The 16,956-nt window shown below is 39.4% G+C and carries 20 protein-coding genes; 14 read left to right on the top strand and 6 right to left on the bottom strand.

Going from position 1 to position 16,956, the window contains the following annotated elements:
- Positions 1-54: 54 nt before the first annotated feature.
- From T391_RS0107365 to T391_RS0107300, 14 genes are all read left to right on the top strand, one after another.
- Positions 55-729 (top strand): non-canonical purine NTP pyrophosphatase, encoded by a 675-nt coding sequence (locus T391_RS0107365; RefSeq protein WP_027327795.1) that lies wholly within the window; start codon positions 55-57, stop codon positions 727-729.
- 3 nt (positions 730-732) lie between these two features.
- Positions 733-1,563: a tRNA pseudouridine(55) synthase TruB gene (truB, locus tag T391_RS0107360; RefSeq protein WP_027327794.1), complete on the top strand. Its 831-nt coding sequence runs from the start codon at positions 733-735 to the stop codon at positions 1,561-1,563.
- Positions 1,557-1,787, top strand: a complete 231-nt coding sequence (locus tag T391_RS0107355; RefSeq protein WP_027327793.1) for a carbon storage regulator — start codon at positions 1,557-1,559, stop codon at positions 1,785-1,787. Before truB ends, T391_RS0107355 begins: the two co-directional genes overlap by 7 nt.
- Positions 1,784-2,536, top strand: coding sequence for a 4-(cytidine 5'-diphospho)-2-C-methyl-D-erythritol kinase (locus T391_RS0107350; RefSeq protein WP_027327792.1), 753 nt, complete (start codon positions 1,784-1,786; stop codon positions 2,534-2,536). Before T391_RS0107355 ends, T391_RS0107350 begins: the two co-directional genes overlap by 4 nt.
- 8 nt (positions 2,537-2,544) lie before the next feature.
- The gene (gene smpB / locus T391_RS0107345; protein ID WP_027327791.1) at positions 2,545-2,997 is read left to right on the top strand and encodes an SsrA-binding protein SmpB; all 453 of its coding nucleotides are present in this window, start codon (positions 2,545-2,547) and stop codon (positions 2,995-2,997) included.
- An 8-nt stretch (positions 2,998-3,005) separates the two neighbouring features.
- On the top strand, positions 3,006-3,425 hold the full coding sequence (gene exbB, locus T391_RS0107340) for a TonB-system energizer ExbB (RefSeq protein ID WP_027327790.1): 420 nt from the start codon (positions 3,006-3,008) through the stop codon (positions 3,423-3,425).
- 4 nt (positions 3,426-3,429) lie between these two features.
- A complete protein-coding gene (locus T391_RS0107335; protein ID WP_027327789.1) occupies positions 3,430-3,819 on the top strand; it encodes an ExbD/TolR family protein in 390 nt (129 codons plus the stop codon).
- A gap of 63 nt (positions 3,820-3,882) precedes the next feature.
- Positions 3,883-4,017, top strand: a complete 135-nt coding sequence (gene rpmH, locus T391_RS0107330; RefSeq protein ID WP_027327788.1) for a 50S ribosomal protein L34 — start codon at positions 3,883-3,885, stop codon at positions 4,015-4,017.
- Positions 4,018-4,392: a ribonuclease P protein component gene (rnpA, locus tag T391_RS0107325; RefSeq protein ID WP_027327787.1), complete on the top strand. Its 375-nt coding sequence runs from the start codon at positions 4,018-4,020 to the stop codon at positions 4,390-4,392. It abuts the gene before it with no gap.
- Positions 4,389-4,757: a membrane protein insertion efficiency factor YidD gene (gene yidD / locus T391_RS08815; protein ID WP_420806131.1), complete on the top strand. Its 369-nt coding sequence runs from the start codon at positions 4,389-4,391 to the stop codon at positions 4,755-4,757. Before rnpA ends, yidD begins: the two co-directional genes overlap by 4 nt.
- A gap of 1 nt (position 4,758) precedes the next feature.
- Positions 4,759-6,369, top strand: coding sequence for a membrane protein insertase YidC (gene yidC, locus T391_RS0107315; RefSeq protein WP_034584107.1), 1,611 nt, complete (start codon positions 4,759-4,761; stop codon positions 6,367-6,369).
- Positions 6,366-7,103, top strand: a complete 738-nt coding sequence (locus T391_RS0107310) for a Jag N-terminal domain-containing protein (protein WP_027327785.1) — start codon at positions 6,366-6,368, stop codon at positions 7,101-7,103. Before yidC ends, T391_RS0107310 begins: the two co-directional genes overlap by 4 nt.
- Positions 7,084-8,448: a tRNA uridine-5-carboxymethylaminomethyl(34) synthesis GTPase MnmE gene (gene mnmE, locus T391_RS0107305; protein WP_027327784.1), complete on the top strand. Its 1,365-nt coding sequence runs from the start codon at positions 7,084-7,086 to the stop codon at positions 8,446-8,448. The genes T391_RS0107310 and mnmE overlap by 20 nt, the downstream gene beginning before the upstream one ends.
- Before the next feature lie 74 nt (positions 8,449-8,522).
- Positions 8,523-9,449, top strand: coding sequence for a PDC sensor domain-containing protein (locus tag T391_RS0107300; RefSeq protein WP_027327783.1), 927 nt, complete (start codon positions 8,523-8,525; stop codon positions 9,447-9,449).
- On the opposite strand, the gene bioV is transcribed toward T391_RS0107300, so the two are convergent.
- From bioV to T391_RS0107270, 6 genes are read right to left on the bottom strand one after another with little or no spacing between them, the layout of a single operon-like run.
- A complete protein-coding gene (gene bioV, locus T391_RS0107295) occupies positions 9,418-9,939 on the bottom strand; it encodes a pimelyl-ACP methyl ester esterase BioV (protein WP_027327782.1) in 522 nt (173 codons plus the stop codon). The genes T391_RS0107300 and bioV overlap by 32 nt on opposite strands.
- Positions 9,926-11,542 carry an AAA family ATPase gene (locus T391_RS0107290; RefSeq protein ID WP_027327781.1) on the bottom strand — a complete coding sequence of 539 codons (1,617 nt, stop codon included), beginning with the start codon at positions 11,540-11,542 and terminating at the stop codon, positions 9,926-9,928. The genes bioV and T391_RS0107290 overlap by 14 nt, the downstream gene beginning before the upstream one ends.
- A 9-nt stretch (positions 11,543-11,551) precedes the next feature.
- Entirely contained in the window at positions 11,552-12,793 is a 1,242-nt protein-coding gene (mtaB, locus tag T391_RS0107285) for a tRNA (N(6)-L-threonylcarbamoyladenosine(37)-C(2))-methylthiotransferase MtaB (protein ID WP_027327780.1), read from the bottom strand.
- Positions 12,771-14,405 (bottom strand): mechanosensitive ion channel family protein, encoded by a 1,635-nt coding sequence (locus T391_RS08330; protein ID WP_051420689.1) that lies wholly within the window; start codon positions 14,403-14,405, stop codon positions 12,771-12,773. Before T391_RS08330 ends, mtaB begins: the two co-directional genes overlap by 23 nt.
- Entirely contained in the window at positions 14,402-15,418 is a 1,017-nt protein-coding gene (gene aroB, locus T391_RS0107275; protein WP_027327779.1) for a 3-dehydroquinate synthase, read from the bottom strand. The genes T391_RS08330 and aroB overlap by 4 nt, the downstream gene beginning before the upstream one ends.
- Complete coding sequence (locus T391_RS0107270) at positions 15,405-16,814, bottom strand: TrkA C-terminal domain-containing protein (protein ID WP_027327778.1); 1,410 nt, start codon at positions 16,812-16,814, stop codon at positions 15,405-15,407. Before T391_RS0107270 ends, aroB begins: the two co-directional genes overlap by 14 nt.
- Positions 16,815-16,956 lie beyond the last annotated feature (142 nt).

Below are 16,956 nucleotides of genomic sequence, written 5' to 3'. Positions count from 1 at the left end.
AAGAAAATCTAAGACGCGCGATTGTAGCGTCTTGAATGTTAGGAAATAGATAAAATGCAAATCATTCTCTCAAGTCATAATGCAAAGAAAATTAAAGAATTGGAAGAAATCCTGTGTGGAGCACGGGTGCGAAGTTATCAAGATTTTTTGGATGAGATAGAAATCATTGAAGATGGTAAAAGTTTTGAAGAAAACGCGATGCTTAAGGCAGAAAAAATCTATGAGATCTTGAAAGAAAAGATAGATGGAGATTTTTTAGTTTTATCTGATGATAGTGGGCTTTGTGTAGAGGCTCTAGGAGGGATACCTGAAATTTATAGTGCAAGATTTGCCTCCATTGAGGCTAGTGTCAATGATTTGATTGAGAGAAATTTTGCTTTGCCTATTCATTCAAGCACTGATGAGCAAAATAATCTCAAACTTCTTGCTTGTTTGGAAGAGTTGGGACAAGTTGAATCAAGAGCATCTTTTGTGTGTGTGATTGCTGTATGTGGGAAGATGGGGGGTATGGAAGTGAAGCAGACTTTTAGGGGGGAGTGTGAAGGAAAAGTGATCAAAGCCCCTCTCAATCCTCAAGCCTTTGGCTATGATCCATTGTTTGTGCCTAGGGGGTATGAAATCACGATGGATAAAATCCAAGAAAAAAATAAGATTTCTCATCGCTTTAGGGCATTGCAAAAATTTCAAGCCTTTTTAAAATCAAATAATTCTAAAACTTGGGAGAGCTAAAGGATGAATGCTCTTTTTGCAGTGGATAAACCCATAGGTATCAGCTCTAATGCATTTTTGATGCGATTGAAGAAAAAATATGGATGGAAAAAATGTGGATACTCTGGCACTCTTGATCCCTTTGCCTCTGGGCTTTTGATCGTGGGTGTGGGAGCTTATACGCGACTTTTTCCTTATTTGGATAAAAGCAAAAAAGTCTATGAGGCAACTCTTTGGCTTGGAGCAAAAAGTGAAAGTTTGGATATCGAGCAAGTGCATGAGGTGCAGATGATTCAAGAATTTGAGCTTGGGCAAATTTTGCAAGTTTTATCTTCGCTTAAGGGCAAGATCACTTATATTCCCCCAAAATTTAGTGCTAAGCATATCAATGGAAAGAGGGCTTATGAGCTTGCAAGAGAGGGAGTGAGTTTTGAACTCAAAGCAAGTGAGATGGAGGTATTTGAGCTAGAGCTTATGGGGTATTCTCATCCTTTTTTGTCATTTCGAGTAAGTGTGAGTGAGGGGGGATACATCAGATCTCTGGGAGAGCTGATCGCTAGAGGGCTTGGATGCGAGGGGAGCTTGTCTTATCTGAGGCGGATAGGTGAGGGGAATGTGAGGCTTGAGGGAGAGATGCAAGAGCTCCAAGTCTTTGAGGGGCTAAGTTTGCCAAGGGTAGATTTGAGTGAATTTATAGATGAGATTGGATATGGCAAAAAGTTTAGAATCCCCTCAAATTATGGGCTTAGGAGGCATCAGGCGTATTTGGCTGTTTTTGAAGAATTTTTTTCTATAATTGAAATACATGAAAACAATCAAGTGCATTATTTGCTCAATAGGATTCCAAAATGTTGATTTTATCCCGTAGAGAAGAGGAGAGCGTGGTCATTGGTGAAGACATCATCATCAAGGTTGTCTCAATTGATAAAGGGAGTGTCAAGCTTGGGTTTGAAGCACCTCCTCATAAGGTGATCTTGAGATCAGAGCTCAAAGAAGCAATTGTGAAACAAAATCAACGCGCTTTGATTCTGCCAAGTGGCGGGCAACTTGAAGATCTTTCTAAGCACTTCAAGTCATGAAAATTTTTCCAAAACTCAATATTTTTTTGAATGTTTTAGCTTTGCAAGATGGGATGCATCCACTCTTTTCACGCTTTGTTTTGGCTAAGGGTGATGTGTATGATGAGATGGAGATTTGCTTCAATCAAGAGGGGTTTCAAATCAGTGGAAATTTTGATTGCGCGATGGAGCAAAATCTTATTTTTCATGCAAAAGAAAAATTAAAAGTCGCTTTTCCTCATCTTGCTGGGGAACTAGAAAGTATCCATATTGAGGTGGAGAAAAAGATTCCTTGTGGAGCTGGGCTTGGTGGAGGGAGCGCAAATGCTGGGGCATTTTTGCTTGAAGTGGGGAGAGAGTTTGGAATCTCAAAGGAAGATTTGATGAATCTTGCGCCCAAGATCGGATCAGATGTGGCGTTTTTTGTCAGTGAATATGAGAGTGCCAATGTCAGTGGGATTGGTGAAGTGATTGAAGAATTTATAGAATCAAATCATTATCAATATGAGATTTTTACCCCCTCATTTTCTTGCAATACCAAAGTAGTGTATCAAGCTTTTGATTCTCTTAATTTGTCCCCACAGATTAAACTTGATTTTTTAAATCTTTCAAGTGTGGAGCTTTTGCATCGTTATGACTTGGAAGAGCTCAATGACTTATATCTACCCGCTTGTAATGCGTATCCAAAGCTTTTGGATGTGGCAAAAGAGCTTGGAGAGGGGTGGTTTTTTAGTGGAAGTGGAAGTAGTTTTTTTAGGATTAAGAGATAGGGGATTGGATGCGCGTTATTGCAAAAAATAAAAAAGCTTTGTTTGATTTTCATATTTTAGAAAAGCTTGAGGCAGGACTTGAACTTAAGGGATCTGAAGTGAAATCTATTCGAGCTGGAAGAGTAAACCTAAAAGATAGTTTTATTAAGATTGTGAAAGGAGAGGCATTTTTGTTTAATGCTCATATTTCCTATCTTGAAACAACTCATAGCTATTATAAGCCAAATGAAAGGCGTGAGCGAAGATTGCTTTTGCACAGAAAGCAGATTGATAAGCTTTTTGGAAAGGTCTCTCAAGAAGGGCTTACAATCGTGCCTTTGATGCTTTATTTTAATCAGCGCAATAGAGCAAAACTTGAGATTGCTTTGGCAAAGGGTAAGAATCTCCATGATAAGCGTGAAAGTTTGAAGAAAAAGATTTTGGATCGTGAAGCTAGGAGTGCTTTGAAGGATTATAGATAGGAGAAGATATGCGAGAAATGATTGACTATGGGGTGCTTGGGTTTTTGCTTTTTTTGAGTGTGATTGTGGTGACGATTGCATTGGAGCGAATCTGGTTTTATGCCACGATGAGGGTGAGTGATTATGCGGATAAGAGGCTTTTGGAGATTGATTTATATAAGCGCTTGACTTTGATTGCAACTATTGGATCAAATGCTCCCTATGTTGGTCTGCTAGGGACTGTGGCTGGGATTATGGTGACTTTCTCTGAGCTTGGAAGTGGTGCGGATACTCAAAATATCATGGTGGGACTTTCATTGGCATTGAAGGCAACTGCTGCTGGATTGCTTGTCGCCATCCCCTCCATCGTGGCTTATAATCTTTTGATCAGGAAAGCTGAAGTGATTTTGACGCATTGGGATATCGCACACAAGCCTTTGGGAGAGTAGATCGATGAAAAAAATGGATTCGATGAATTTGGTTCCATTTATTGACATTATGCTTGTGTTGCTTGTGATTGTGCTTACAAGTGCGACCTTTGTCAATACCTCAAAAGTCCCTATCGATATCCCAAAATCTCAAGAAGAAGGGCGAAGCAATAAAGAGATAGACAAGAAAGAAGTGATTCTCTCCATCGATAAAAATGGAAAGTTTTTTTTGGGAGAGGAGCTTGTGAGTTTTTCAACTCTTAGTGCTAGGGTAGCAAGTATGGATAAAAAAACGCATATTATCCTCAAGGGAGATCGTAAGAGTGAGTTTGATGCTTTTGTGCAAGTGATGCAAATGCTTCAAAAAAACAAAATGGATGATGTGTATATTTTGGTGCAGGATTCTGAAAAATAAGAAAAAATACCTGAAAACAAGGGCATAATTACGCTTTTGTATTTTTAGATAAAGGATTTGAGCATGAAAAGGACTTATCAGCCACATAATACTCCTCGCAAAAGAACTCATGGATTTAGAGTGAGAATGAAGACTAAAAATGGTCGAAAAGTGATCAATGCAAGAAGAGCTAAAGGACGCAAAAGACTTTCTGTCTAAATGAGAACGCTCAAGAGTAAAGCTGAGTTTGACTTCGTTTATAAAAATAGCAAAAAATGCGATAGGGGGAGTTTTTGCTCATATATTCTTACTTTTTCTCATCCATCACTTAAGGAGAGAAAACTTTCCTTTAAGGAGAGGAAAGTTTTTGCTTCATTTTTGTCCCAAGAAGATCAGTTTTATGCTGGTTTGAGTGTTTCCAAAAAAATTGGCAATGCACCAACTCGCAATAAGATCAAGAGATGGTTTCGTGCTTTTTGTCGTATCCATCAGGATTTGCTTGTCGGGAAAGCTATTATTTTTGTTGCCAAGGATGCATCTAGGTTGAGTTATTCTTGTATTCAAGAGGAAATGTTGAGAGTTTTGGGTCGATGATTGGAATGATGCGATGGGTGGTTTCTCGATTTTTTATTGCAATCATTGTTTTTTATCGTTTGTTTATCTCTCCACTTAAGAGACCAAGTTGTCGCTTTTATCCAAGCTGTTCTAGCTATTCTCTCACGCTTTTTAAATTAACTCATCCATTGTATGCTTTGTTTTTTTCTATAATTAGGATTTCAAAATGCCATCCGTGGTGTGATGGGGGGTATGACTATCCCTTGGTGCATGTGAAGATTTCAAAACTTGAGTATCGTCGGATAGAGTGTTCTTACTGGATGATTCCTAAGGACAAGATTGAGTTTCACTGCCTGATGACAAAGCCAATTCATTTTTGGGCCTATATTTTACTAAAGGATTAAAATGCAACAACAAGATCAGAATGTTTTTTCTTTTTCAAAAATCTTACTAGCTGGAGTGCTCACTCTAGTTTTTTTGAGTGTTTATACCTATTTTTTCCCACAACAACAAAAAATAGAAACTACACCAAGCCAGCAAGCTCAGGTATCTAAATCTGCTCCATCTTTGCAGCCAAACTCTGCTTCAGCTCAAATGAGTTCAGATCAGGAAGTTTTAGCACGAGTAGAAGCCAAAGATTTTACTTTGGAGATTGATACCCTTGGTCGGATTAAGCAGGTTTATCTCAAAGAGAAGAAGTTCTTGACAAATCCACAAAAGAGTATTTTTGCCAAATTTTTCAATCATAAGCAAGAACATGAGGCTTTGGATGCTTTGGCTTTGTTTGATCCAAGTATGATTCGGCCTCTTGAGATCCGTTTCGTGGATAAAACTCTTAATCAAATGGCTTTCAATACGCCATATCAAGTCAATCAAAGCACTTTTAAAATGGATGATCAGCCAATCCAGATTGAGCTCACTCAAAAGCTAGGGGATTTTGTTGTGACTAAGATTTTGACTTTGAAGCCAGATTTGAGCTATGTGCTTGAGATCAAAACAAGTGCAAATAAAGAATATTTTTTAACTAATGGTGCGCGACCTGTTGCAGATTCTGATCATTATGCATTCCTTGGAACAATCATCGCTAAAAAGGATGGCAAGCTTGAGAATCTTGAAGAGGGGGATGTAGAGGGGGTTGAAAAATATGGAGATTCGATTTTTGTAGCAAGTGCAGATCGCTACTTTGCAAGTGTGATTTTTGATCGCGAAAAAAACCTCAATGTCGTTGTGGATGGAAATATTAAGGCTAAAAACCCTATTGCGTTTGCTCAATTTCAAGGAGATGCAAAGCTAGAGGGTTATATCGGAGCCAAAAACTATCAAGATCTCAAGGCACTCTATGCACCATTGACTGATGTGGTGGAGTATGGGTTGATCACATTCTTTGCTAAGCCTTTGTTTTTGCTTTTAGAGATGCTTTATGAGTTTTGTGGAAACTGGGGATGGGCGATTGTCCTTTTGACGATTATCGTGCGCTTAGTGCTTTTTCCATTGAGTTATAAGGGAATGATGGGGATGCAAAAACTCAAAGATCTAGCTCCTGAGATGAAAGAAATCCAAGCAAAATACAAAAACGACCCTCAAAAGATGCAAAAGCATATGATGGATCTTTATCGCAAACATGGAGCCAATCCTTTGGGTGGATGTTTGCCACTTCTTTTGCAGATCCCTGTTTTCTTTGCGATTTATAAGGTGCTTTATTGTGCTGTTGAGCTCAAATCCGCACCTTGGGCTTTATGGATCATTGATCTCTCTGCCATTGATCCCTACTATGTCTTACCTGTTGTGATGGGAGTTACGATGTATATCTCTCAGATTCTTACTCCATCAAATTTCACAGATCCTATGCAAGAAAAAGTTTTCAAAATGCTGCCTTTGTTCTTTACAATTTTCTTCATCATCTTCCCATTCCCAGCAGGACTTGTGCTGTATTGGAGTGTGAATAACATCATCTCAATTTTCCAGCAGATTCTCATCAATCGCATCGTTGAAAATCAAAAGAAGGCAAAACAATGAAAAAGTTTATCGCTCCTTCCATTCAAGATGCCCTCAATTTGGCAATCCAAGAGTTTGCTTGCTCGATTGAGGAAGTAGAATATGAGATCGCAGTTTCTCCCAAAAAAGGATTTTTTGGTTTTGGCAAGCAAGATGCAGTGATCGTGGCTCAAAAGAAAAATCATCAAAAGATCAAGCCAGAAGAGGATGAAAAAGAGATCCAGAGGGAAAATATAGATAGTTATTTGCCTATACAAGATGCATTTTTCCAAGAGAAGCCCGCTTCAAAAAAACCTTCTTTGCAAGATGCAAAGATCGCCAAAGAAATCAGGGAGCTTTTCAAACTTCTTCCTTATAGGATTGATCAAATCAAAGTCAAGATTGAGAGAGAGGATTGGCTTTATGTTGAGTTTGATGGACCAGATTGTGGCCTTTTGATCGGAGAGAAGGGCTATCGTTATCATGCGATTCATTATCTTTTGTCTGTTTGGATCAAGAAAGATTATGCACTGAATTTGCGCCTAGAGATTGCGGATTTTTTGAAAAATAAAGAAAAACGAGTTGAAGAATATCTAGAAGAACATTATGACAAGATGATCTCAAGAAGCTTTTTTCAAACTCAGCCATTTGATCCACTTAGTGCAAGTATTGCATTACGACGCTTTAGAGAAGCAATCCCTGATAAATACATTGTCATGAAGACAATTTCAGAATCTGAGAGTGTGATTGTGGTCAATGATTTCCGATCACGATAACTCAACAATCGCAGCGATCTCAACACCTCTGGGGGGAGGTGCGATGGCTGTGGTGCGCTTAAGTGGCAAAGAATCTCTTCAAATCATCCAATCTCTGACACATCGCTCATCTTTCGTCCCACGCCATGCGACTTTGTGCCATCTTTATGATGGAAAAGATATTTTGGATGAGGTGATTATCCTTTATTTTCAAGCTCCATTGAGTTATACCCGAGAGGATGTTTGTGAGATTCAGTGTCATGGGGGGAGTGTGATTGCAAGAAGGATTTTAGAGCTTGTATTGGCACATGGGGCTAGACTCGCTCAAGGCGGAGAATTCACAAAGCGGGCATTTTTGAATGGACGCATCGATCTATCACAAGCTCAGGCAATCGCTCAGATGATTGAGGCAAAAAGTTTGCGTGCCCAAAAAGCACTAGCGCGCCATCTTTGTGGTGAATTGAGTGAGTTTGTCAGTATTGCACGCGATCATCTTTATGAGGCTTTGGCATATAGTGAGGTGATGATTGATTATAGTGATGAGGATTTGCCCCTAGATTTGATTGAGCGCTTAGAGCAAAAAATTGATGCAATTTTGGAAAAACTTGAAAAGCTTTTGAAGCATTCTGTTGCAAGAAGTGGAGTTTTGGAGGGATTTATCTTGAGTATTGTGGGCAAACCCAATGTAGGCAAGAGTTCCCTGCTCAATGCTCTGCTTGCGCGTGAGCGAGCGATCGTGAGTGAGATTGCAGGGACGACAAGAGATACGATTGAGGAGAGTCTTAATATCGCAGGGGTATCTGTGAGGATCATCGATACTGCTGGGATTCGAGAATCATTGGATACTGTTGAGCGCATCGGGATTGAGCGAAGTAAGGAGATGATTATGCAAAGCGATATCATTCTTGCACTCTTTGATGCCTCAAGAGAATGGGATATGGAAGATGAAGAAATATTGACGCTTTTGCGCGAAACTCATCACAAAAATAAAACATTGATTGTGATTTTGAACAAAAGTGATCTAGCAAGAAAGCTAGATGCAAGTAAGCTAGAGGTTTTGAAGATAGAGCCTTTGAGTTTGAGTGCCAAACAAAAAGAGATTGATTCTGTATTGATGAAGCTAGAGGAGATTTTGAGTGGAGAAGATAGTGATGAAATCATCCTCTCAAGTGCCAATCAAATCCAAAGTGTGCAAGATTCCATCAATGCTCTAAAATTAGCCAAGTCTGAATTGAAAAATGGTGTCTTGGAGCTTTTCTCTTATAATCTCAAAGATGCAATTATGGCCATAGGATCTATCACTCAGCCTTATGAGAGTGGGGAGCTACTAGATAAGATGTTTGGAGAATTTTGTCTAGGCAAATAATCCAAAGCTATCAAATCTTTCTATAGTGTTCTCAAAGTCTGATAGCATTTTGTTTTACACAATAAGGAGAAGAAATGTTATCTAAGGATATCGCTAAGTATTTAAAGATTCGCTATGAAGTGAGAGCATATATGTGCTATCTATTTTCACGCCATATTCGCAATCCACTCATTCCTCTATCTCTTGAGAAAATCACAAAAGAGCTTGAAAAGATTGCTTTAGAGATTCAGATTTTTGATGCGCTTTATGTGCTTGATGCTCAAGGCAATCAGGTACGCAAGCTCAATCAGGAAAGCTGTGATGTTATTCCAAAAGAGTTGCCAAACTATTCTGATCGTGCTTATTTTTATGAGTGTAAGAAAGAGGGGCGCTGTATCTTAACTGATCCATATCCCAGTAAAAATGGCGGAAAGCTTGTCGTCACCGCAAGCTATCCAATCTATGATCAAAATCAAGAATTGCAATACATTGCCTGCATTGATCTAACACTAGAAGAGGCTCTAGCAATAGGGGCACCAACAAAGCTCTATAATTTCTTTTCAAAAACATCCAATCTTGCTTATATGGCACTTTCTTTGATGTTGTTTTTGGTGAGTGCGCTACTTTTTGCACGAGGTGTATATAGCTTTTGGCATGCTGTGGTGCATTTTAATAGGCTTGATATCAAGGAGGTATTTGAGGCAACGATCTTGCTCACATTGTCTCTAGCGATTGTGGATTTGGTCAAGGCAATCTTTGAAGAAGAGGTTTTGGGACGCAATAGTGGTGAGAGTCATTATGCGATCCATAAAACTATGATTCGCTTCCTTGGGTCTATCATTATCGCTCTAGCAATTGAGGCCTTGATGCTTGTGTTTAAATTTAGCATTATTGAACCAGAGATGATTCGCTATACATTGTATCTCACAGGTGGGGTTGCGCTGTTGCTCTTGGGGTTGAGTGTGTATGTCAAATTTGCCTATAGTGCGGTCAAAGATGATCGTATTGCAAACAGTGATTGAGATCTTTGTAAAGATATGCATTGCCAAAATGTGAAAAAAACTCCAATGCTTCTTGAGGAGGGATGATCTGATCCCTTCCTCCAAGAAAAATATTGATTTCCACTCCATTTTGAACCAGAGTGTTTAGCTCTTCTTCCCTCCATTGAAAAAACAATAATTCCTCCAACTCTTCAATCGTGCCTTGTTTGTAGTATTTGCTAGAGGGATTTCCACACAGATCTAAAAACTTCTTGATATAGCTTTGAGAATCTTTTCTAAACCCCATAAGTTGAGCTTTGAGAAAGCTTGGTTTTTGGGTTTGGAAGAAAGCAGGTGAGAAGAGATTGAGTGTTTGGATGCGTTGGTGATTGTGGAGATGGTGAAGTGCAGTTTGAAAAGCTTTGATCCCTCCATAGCTAAAGCCATTGAGGGTGTATTTGCCTTCTAGTTGGATTAGGGGAGCAAAAAGTTCGCTCTCATTTTGAAAACAAAATCCACTAAAGAAGCGCATCGCAATCTTTTGGAGTGAGATGCTCTTGCGCAAGCATAAGATTAGAAAGCTTGTGGAGAGCTTCTTGGGATTGGGTAAGGAAGGTGATGAGCTCTTCTTGGGCTTGTGCAATGATGGGCTCTGGATTTTGATCAAATAGACTTGTACCCATTCCGTTGTGTTCTAAAAATTCTCTTGTAATCATCTTGGCTTTGGCTAGATCATCTTTGGCGCAATTATAGGGCTCTTGTTTGAAGAGCTTGAGGGCTTCATTCCCGCAAAGATAAAATTTGAGAGTTTGAAGTATTTGAGTTTTGCTCATAAAGTCCTGTAAATAATAAATGCTCTCCTCTTCCCAAAGTGCAACTTTTTCAAAAGCAATATTATATTTGTGTGCATAGAGAGCTTTTGCACTTTGATAGAGGGCTAGAATCTCGCGTTGTTCTTGATTGAGAGAGGGGAATTTTTTGAGTGAGAAAATCAGGGTTTGTTTGGCTTCTTTGAAATCATCAAGAGTGAGGATAGAGCGTCCATTGCGCAGCATCAATAATCCTGCTTCATTGATGAGATTTTCAATCATCGCTCCACTAAACCCCGCGCAATCTTTGGCAAGCTCTTTGATAGAGCAATTGAAATCTTTTTGTTTGAGATAGAGATTGAAGATCTCAATCCTTTCTTGCAATGTAGGGAGATCAATATAGATCTTACGATCAAAGCGCCCACTACGAAGGAGGGCAGGATCTAGAACTTCTGGGTTATTTGTCGCTCCAAAGACGATGATATTGGAACTATCAAGAAATCCATCCATCTCTGTGAGGAGTTGGTTGAGTGTGGATTCACGCTCATCACTACGGCCATGACCCCTGATCTTACCCACAGAATCAATCTCATCGATAAAAATTACGGCGTGTTTGCATTTTTTGGCTTGGAGAAAAAGTTCTTGCACCTTTTTGGCTCCACTTCCTACAAAAATTTGGGCAAAGCTACTCCCGCTTTGATAAAAGAAAGGCACGCCAGATTGGCTAGCAAGGGCTTTGGCTAGCTTTGTCTTACCCACACCTGGAGGGCCGACCAACAGCACGCCTTTGGGCATTCTAAGTCCAAGAGATGAGTATTTTTTGGGATTTTTGAGATAGTCAATAATTTCTAATAAATCAGTTTTGATTTTGCTAATCCCTGCTAGAGAATCAAGAGTGATTTTGGGATCTGGCTGTGAGGGGGAGATCGATTCTTGTTTGTTTGTGATGTGGGGGGATGATTGTATGGGGGTAGAGAATGATTTTTTGTTTTTTTGATAGAAAAAATAAAAAATGAGTGCCACAAGGAGTGCAAAAACAATCACACAGATAGAGATAAAAAGCCAATTAGAGCGTGTTTGGATGGGATATTTTTCTTTGACTTGGGCTAAGACTTGATCATCTTTGAGAAGTTTGTATTCTTTGTTTTGATTCCAAAAATATAGATAATTTTCATCAGTTTCAAATTTGGAAGCATTGGCAAGAAGGGCATTAAACTCTTCTTGAGTGATGTTTTGAGAATAATCCCTTAAAAACAAAAATGCCATGAGCGCAGCAAACACCAACCCCAGAGAGAAGCCAAGAATGAGTTTTGTTTTGGGCTTCATATCATCTCCTTAGAGTTCAATATGGTTATACTCTTGCATAATTGTATAGGAGTCGCACTCAAGCCAACCCATCAAATGTTTGGAAGACTTGATCTTGACTTTGTTGAAGAATTGATCCAATCCATAAAAACTCCCATTTTTGTGACTCTCGATAAGAATCTTTAGAGGCGTTGTGGCATGCTGCTTGCGAAAATCAAGATTTTTTTGAGCGATTAGATGATTGATGCTGTGTAGGCGTTTTTTGGCGATATCTCCATGAATGCGTGGTTTCATAGAGGCTGAGGGTGTTCCAGTGCGTGGGCTATAGATGAAGGGATGGATGTGTGTGAGGGGGAACTTTTTGAGATTTTCAAAGGCTTGATTCCAGATCTCTTCACTTTCTCCAGGATGCCCGACGATATAATCACTTCCTAGAGCAAACCCTTTGGCAGCAATTTTTTCAAAGAGTTCTAGATCGCTTTGTGTGCGATTGTGTCTATTCATAATCTGAAGCATCACATCATGTGTGTGTTGGAGAGCGATGTGGAGATGACGCTCTAAGAAATCTTCCCCCAAAAGCTCCAAAAATTCTTCATCAATTTGACTAGGTTCGAGTGATCCAAGGCGTATGCGTTTGATATTGGGAATCTTTGAGATGGCTTGGATGAGTTTTGCTACAGAGCTTTGAGTGTCTTTGCCATAGCTTCCCATATTGGTGCCTGTGAGAACGACTTCTTGGATTCCTTCTTGGGCTAGGGTTTGAATTTGTGTGAGAATCATCTCTTGGGGGATACTGCGTGCCTTTCCTCTTGAAAAAGGGATGATGCAATAGCTGCAAGTAAAGTCGCATCCTTCTTGGATTTTGATAAATGCGCGACTTTTGCCCACAAATTCGCTTACCAAGGTTTGATCGATATGGGCGTCATTTTGGGTGGGAAGAAAGAATTTTTGTGATTGCTTGAGAAGAGAGTTGATTTTTTCTTTGTGATCGTGAGCAAAGACACCAGAGACTTGAGGGAAGACTTCCTCTCCTTTTGTTGCGACTCCACAGCCTGTGAAATAGATTTTTTTACCTATTTTTTGCATCTTGTTGAGATAATTTCTCACTCCAGCATCAGCTCCATTGGTCACAGTGCATGAATTGATCACGATGATCTCTGCTTCTTCTTCCTTGTGTGTCACTTCAAAATCTTTGAGATTCTCAATCATAACTTGAGTATCAAAGAGATTGGTTCGGCATCCAAATGTTTTAAAAAGGACTTTTGGTTTCATTTTGCTCCTCATGTGTGAATCTTTCCCATACCCCATCACTCCCTGTATTGACGATTTTGGTCGTATTGTAGGCAATCTTGATATCTTTTTCTTTGGCTAAGAGATCAATGATCTCTCCTGAGATACTGCTTCTGACATTGAGCGTTGTGAATGCATTGGTCTGATACCAAAGAGAGATTTTCATCCCATTTGGCTCAATCATATTGAAAATCCTTGGTTCTAGGCTGATTCTTTTGAGAGAATAGCGCTCTTTGAGGCGTGACATACGCTTTTTGGCAATTTCTGTATGGGGCTTGGAGTATTTGCGTGCTACTTCTGTGGCAATTTCGACAGCCTTTTTGTAATTACTATCAAAGGTAATAGTAAAGTCGATTCCATCCCAAATAGTTGTCATTCCGCCATGAGTGTAGTTTGAAATCACTGTGTTGAAAATAAAGTTATTGGGAATGAAGATAATTCTTCCAGCTCGGCGTGTTTCAAGATATGTATTGAGTGTTACATCCTCAAGGAGCGTGATACGCGTCATAGAAATGTCTAGAATATCTCCTACATAGGTTGTGTTGTCTCTGTGAATCCTGATGCGATCTCCAGCATGTAGACCACCGCCAATCACGATCACAAACCAACCCAAAACACTCATAAATAAGTCTCTCATAGCAAAAGCAAGTCCAGCAGAAACAAAACCCAAAAATGTCACAAGATAGGTGATATTGCTAAGATAGCTCAGCAAAACAGTAAGCACAATAATAGTCATATATGAGAAATTGATAATTTTGTTGGCGATATAGAGTCTTTCATGATCGAGATATTTGCGAAGAGCGACCTTGATTGCTAGAGCGATAAAGAAAATCACAAGACATAAGATTGCAATATAGATTGTTTTGAGGGTTTGCTTTTGGATCTGATTTGTGATACTTGAGTTGAGCTCAGTGACACGCCGACTGAAGACTTCTAAAGAAGTCTCAAGTATGCTTTGAGCAGACTGAAGATCGAGTTTCATACTTTGAGCTTTTTGAATCTCTTTGATGGAATTATATTGCTCCTTTTTGTCTTGAAGTTTGACAAGCTGGGTGAGAAGGTTTTTTTTCTGATCAAGGAGAGCTAGTGTTTTTTTGAGTGTTGCTTGGTTGTTTTGGAGTGTTTTTTCTTGTGCTTTGATTTGTTTGAGGAAGTTGATCCCTGAAAAAATTGCGATAGGGTTGGTCACACTTGGCACTTCTTGAATCTCTTTGATTTCTGTGAGCTCTTTATAAGGATTTCCCTCATAGTCTGAAAAAAATGTCTTTTGTCTTTGAAGGGCCTCAAGGCGATTATTGAGACTTTGGAGTTCCTCAGTATTTTTAGGTGTAGGTTTGGTGCGCTTAATTCTCCATTCGATAGTTTTGATTTGGTTGATAATAGAATTATATTTGAGATAGCTATTGTAGCGCCTCACCCATGGATTCTCATTGCCATCAAGTGCTTTGTTGATGAGATCTAATTCTCCAGAGATTGCATGGATGAGTTCCTCTTCTGATTTGGATAGAGGCTTAGAATCTTTGGGATTAGTCTCCTTGCTAGAAGCACAAAGAAGCATTGCAACAGATAGGAAAATCAAGCATATTTTTTTCATTTTGAAAACTCACTTAGGATGGATTGGATCTCTTGGGTGGAGGGATAGAAAAAATCAAAAGAACCAATTTTGAGTGGAAGTATAAATTTTATTTGTTTATTTTGGGTTTTTTTATCCAAAAAAAGTGATTGATAAAACGCGGAAAGATTTTGGATCTGATAGGTGGTGGGGAGATTGTATGTTTGAAGAAGTGTGATGATGCGCTCTGATTCTTGAAATCCTGTGATGCGTGCAGAAAGCGCATTGGCCATCACCATCCCAATGCTCACCGCCTCTCCATGCAAAAAATGCTGGAAGTTTTGTTCTTTTTCGATGGCATGTCCAAAAGTATGCCCATAATTGAGTGCTGAGCGTAGGTTGCATTCTCTCTCATCTTTAGAGACGACTTGAGCTTTGATGGAGATACTTTGATAGATGATCTCAAGGAGATTATTTCTGACCCATTGAGAATCAAAAAGCTGTTCAAAGAGTGCGGGAGAGAAGCAGATTGCCATTTTGATCACTTCAGCAATCCCTGCATGAAGTTCGCGCTCAGAGAGTGTTTTTAAGAAGATATCTGAGATAAAGACTTGGCGTGGATGGTGGAATAAGCCGATGAGATTCTTGCCTTTTTGAGTGTTGATGCCACACTTTCCTCCAACACTTGCATCCACTTGAGCCAAAAGTGTGGTGGGGATATTGCAAAATGCGATTCCTCGCATATAAAGCCCACTTGCCAATCCCACAAGATCACTGATCACCCCGCCTCCTAATGCAATCATCGTGCTGTGGCGATCCAACCCACATTCAAAGGCAAAATCTAGGATTTGCTCAAGGGATTGAAGTGTTTTGCTAGATTCACCACTTGGAATCACCAGCGAAAAAAGAGCATGGGCTTGGATTTTTTGCTTGAGAAATTCTAGATAAAGAGGAGCTACCTGTGTGTCTGTGATGATTAGAACGCTTCCATCAAAACAAAGTTCTTGGATTTCTCCAAAGTGGATGGTGCTTGATTTGAGGCTAATGGTTTTCATAGGACATAGGGATGAGAATCTGTGGATTTTTATCAAGATGGATGGAGTGATAGGTGAGATGCGTTGAAGCGATCCCTGAGAGAGTGTGGTTGCTGATTGCTGGGTCTAGGGGCAGGAATTGCAAGATGGGTTTTTGAAGCTCTAAGAGATAAATGATCGGATTTTTGCTCTGACTTTGGGTGAGATGAATGGGTTTGGCAAAAATTTGTGAGAGATTTTTATATGTGTCAAAACACTCTGTGTGGTAGTGACCATCCACATCAAAATCATAAATCTCAAAATCAAGATTTAATTGCGAGGCGATATCAAGGGTGATAGAAGCAATATGTGGATCTTCTTCCAAAAGGATAAGGCTTGAGCTGCATTCTTGGAGTTTATGCTTGGCTGTTTTAAAAGTGGGGATTGAAAATTCAAGAAGAGTTTTTTTGACATCCATTGAGGAGAAAAGCTTGTGATTGAGAATGGCAAGTCCGATGCGTTTTTTGCGATGAAGATTGAGAATCTCTGAGAGCGAGAGAGATTGATAATCAATCTGGACATTGATCGAGGTGTTTTGGATGGATTTGATATGCTCTAAAAGATCAAATCGTCTTGGATTGAGAATGGTGATCATTAGCTGGGCATTGTTGAGGTGTTTGTGCAAAAAGAGAGCCTCATCAATGTCTTGAAGGATTTCAACTTCATCTAGTAGATCTTCATCAAGATACAAGAAAAGATCTTTGCCAAATGGAATGGGAAATTGTCCAAGAGAGCTTGTGATTTGGCGATAGACATTATTGAGAATCTTTGGATTTCCAATGGCTAGGATTCGATCATTGGGACGGATACTTAGAGAATATGAACTAAGCAAGAATTCATCATCACGATAGATTCCAGCGATTTTCCATTCTTTTTGAGAGATTGATCCTAGTGTGCGATAGCAATAAACACTGCCAGATGGGACCAAAATCTCCATAATCTCACCTTTTCCAATCCCTACATCTTGGATAGGTGTTGGGATATTGGGAAGATGTGTGAGAAGCTTATTGCTAGCAAGAGATAGAGCAGAGACTTCTTCAAGATGAGGATCATCGATCTCTAGAGTATGTGTTGAGTGCAAAATGAGTGGAATCTCAGGAAAAATCTTCCTTAGGGCTGAGTGAATGAGTTTGCATTCTTTGGGATCATTATGAACCAAAAAGAGTGAGTCAGGTTGTGAGACAAATACTTCTTGGAGTCTTGGAGTGGATGTGGGATCAAAATGATGGAAAGAAAAGTGATTGGGATAAGTGTGAGGAATCAGTGAGGCATCTAGAGTGATGATTGTGTAAAAATTTGAGCTGTGGTATTGATGTAGCAGTTTTTCTAAAAAAATCTTTGCGCATTCGCCTTCTAGAATGAGAGCAATTTGTTTCATTTTGTTTTTGAGAGCCTTATGATTGAAGTTTTGCAGAATTATACAGGAATGCTTAAATCCTGAAATGAGATTAAGAATAAAAATCATAAAAACTCAAGGATTGCCCTATGGAGATGTAATCTAGCCCATCAACTTGCTAGAA

It is taken from the genome of Helicobacter pametensis ATCC 51478, from assembly GCF_000518225.1.
Lineage (GTDB): Bacteria > Campylobacterota > Campylobacteria > Campylobacterales > Helicobacteraceae > Helicobacter_G > Helicobacter_G pametensis.
The sequence above is the reverse complement of the archived record's forward strand: the minus strand, read 5'-3'. Positions and strand labels throughout refer to the sequence as shown.

Bases quoted from the DNA above. Each gene is read 5' to 3' on its own strand.
- yidD (WP_420806131.1), top strand. From the start codon at position 4,389: ATGATTGGAATGATGCGATGGGTGGTTTCTCGATTTTTTATTGCAATC.
- smpB (WP_027327791.1), top strand. From the start codon at position 2,545: ATGCGCGTTATTGCAAAAAATAAAAAAGCTTTGTTTGATTTTCATATT.
- T391_RS0107300 (WP_027327783.1), top strand. From the start codon at position 8,523: ATGTTATCTAAGGATATCGCTAAGTATTTAAAGATTCGCTATGAAGTG.
- T391_RS0107270 (WP_027327778.1), bottom strand. From the start codon at position 16,814: ATGAAACAAATTGCTCTCATTCTAGAAGGCGAATGCGCAAAGATTTTT.
- T391_RS08330 (WP_051420689.1), bottom strand. From the start codon at position 14,405: ATGAAAAAAATATGCTTGATTTTCCTATCTGTTGCAATGCTTCTTTGT.
- bioV (WP_027327782.1), bottom strand. From the start codon at position 9,939: ATGCGCTTCTTTAGTGGATTTTGTTTTCAAAATGAGAGCGAACTTTTT.
- T391_RS0107335 (WP_027327789.1), top strand. From the start codon at position 3,430: ATGAAAAAAATGGATTCGATGAATTTGGTTCCATTTATTGACATTATG.
- T391_RS0107365 (WP_027327795.1), top strand. From the start codon at position 55: ATGCAAATCATTCTCTCAAGTCATAATGCAAAGAAAATTAAAGAATTG.
- aroB (WP_027327779.1), bottom strand. From the start codon at position 15,418: ATGAAAACCATTAGCCTCAAATCAAGCACCATCCACTTTGGAGAAATC.
- exbB (WP_027327790.1), top strand. From the start codon at position 3,006: ATGCGAGAAATGATTGACTATGGGGTGCTTGGGTTTTTGCTTTTTTTG.
- mnmE (WP_027327784.1), top strand. From the start codon at position 7,084: ATGATTTCCGATCACGATAACTCAACAATCGCAGCGATCTCAACACCT.
- rnpA (WP_027327787.1), top strand. From the start codon at position 4,018: ATGAGAACGCTCAAGAGTAAAGCTGAGTTTGACTTCGTTTATAAAAAT.
- T391_RS0107350 (WP_027327792.1), top strand. From the start codon at position 1,784: ATGAAAATTTTTCCAAAACTCAATATTTTTTTGAATGTTTTAGCTTTG.
- T391_RS0107310 (WP_027327785.1), top strand. From the start codon at position 6,366: ATGAAAAAGTTTATCGCTCCTTCCATTCAAGATGCCCTCAATTTGGCA.
- mtaB (WP_027327780.1), bottom strand. From the start codon at position 12,793: ATGAAACCAAAAGTCCTTTTTAAAACATTTGGATGCCGAACCAATCTC.
- yidC (WP_034584107.1), top strand. From the start codon at position 4,759: ATGCAACAACAAGATCAGAATGTTTTTTCTTTTTCAAAAATCTTACTA.
- rpmH (WP_027327788.1), top strand. From the start codon at position 3,883: ATGAAAAGGACTTATCAGCCACATAATACTCCTCGCAAAAGAACTCAT.
- truB (WP_027327794.1), top strand. From the start codon at position 733: ATGAATGCTCTTTTTGCAGTGGATAAACCCATAGGTATCAGCTCTAAT.
- T391_RS0107355 (WP_027327793.1), top strand. From the start codon at position 1,557: ATGTTGATTTTATCCCGTAGAGAAGAGGAGAGCGTGGTCATTGGTGAA.
- T391_RS0107290 (WP_027327781.1), bottom strand. From the start codon at position 11,542: ATGAAGCCCAAAACAAAACTCATTCTTGGCTTCTCTCTGGGGTTGGTG.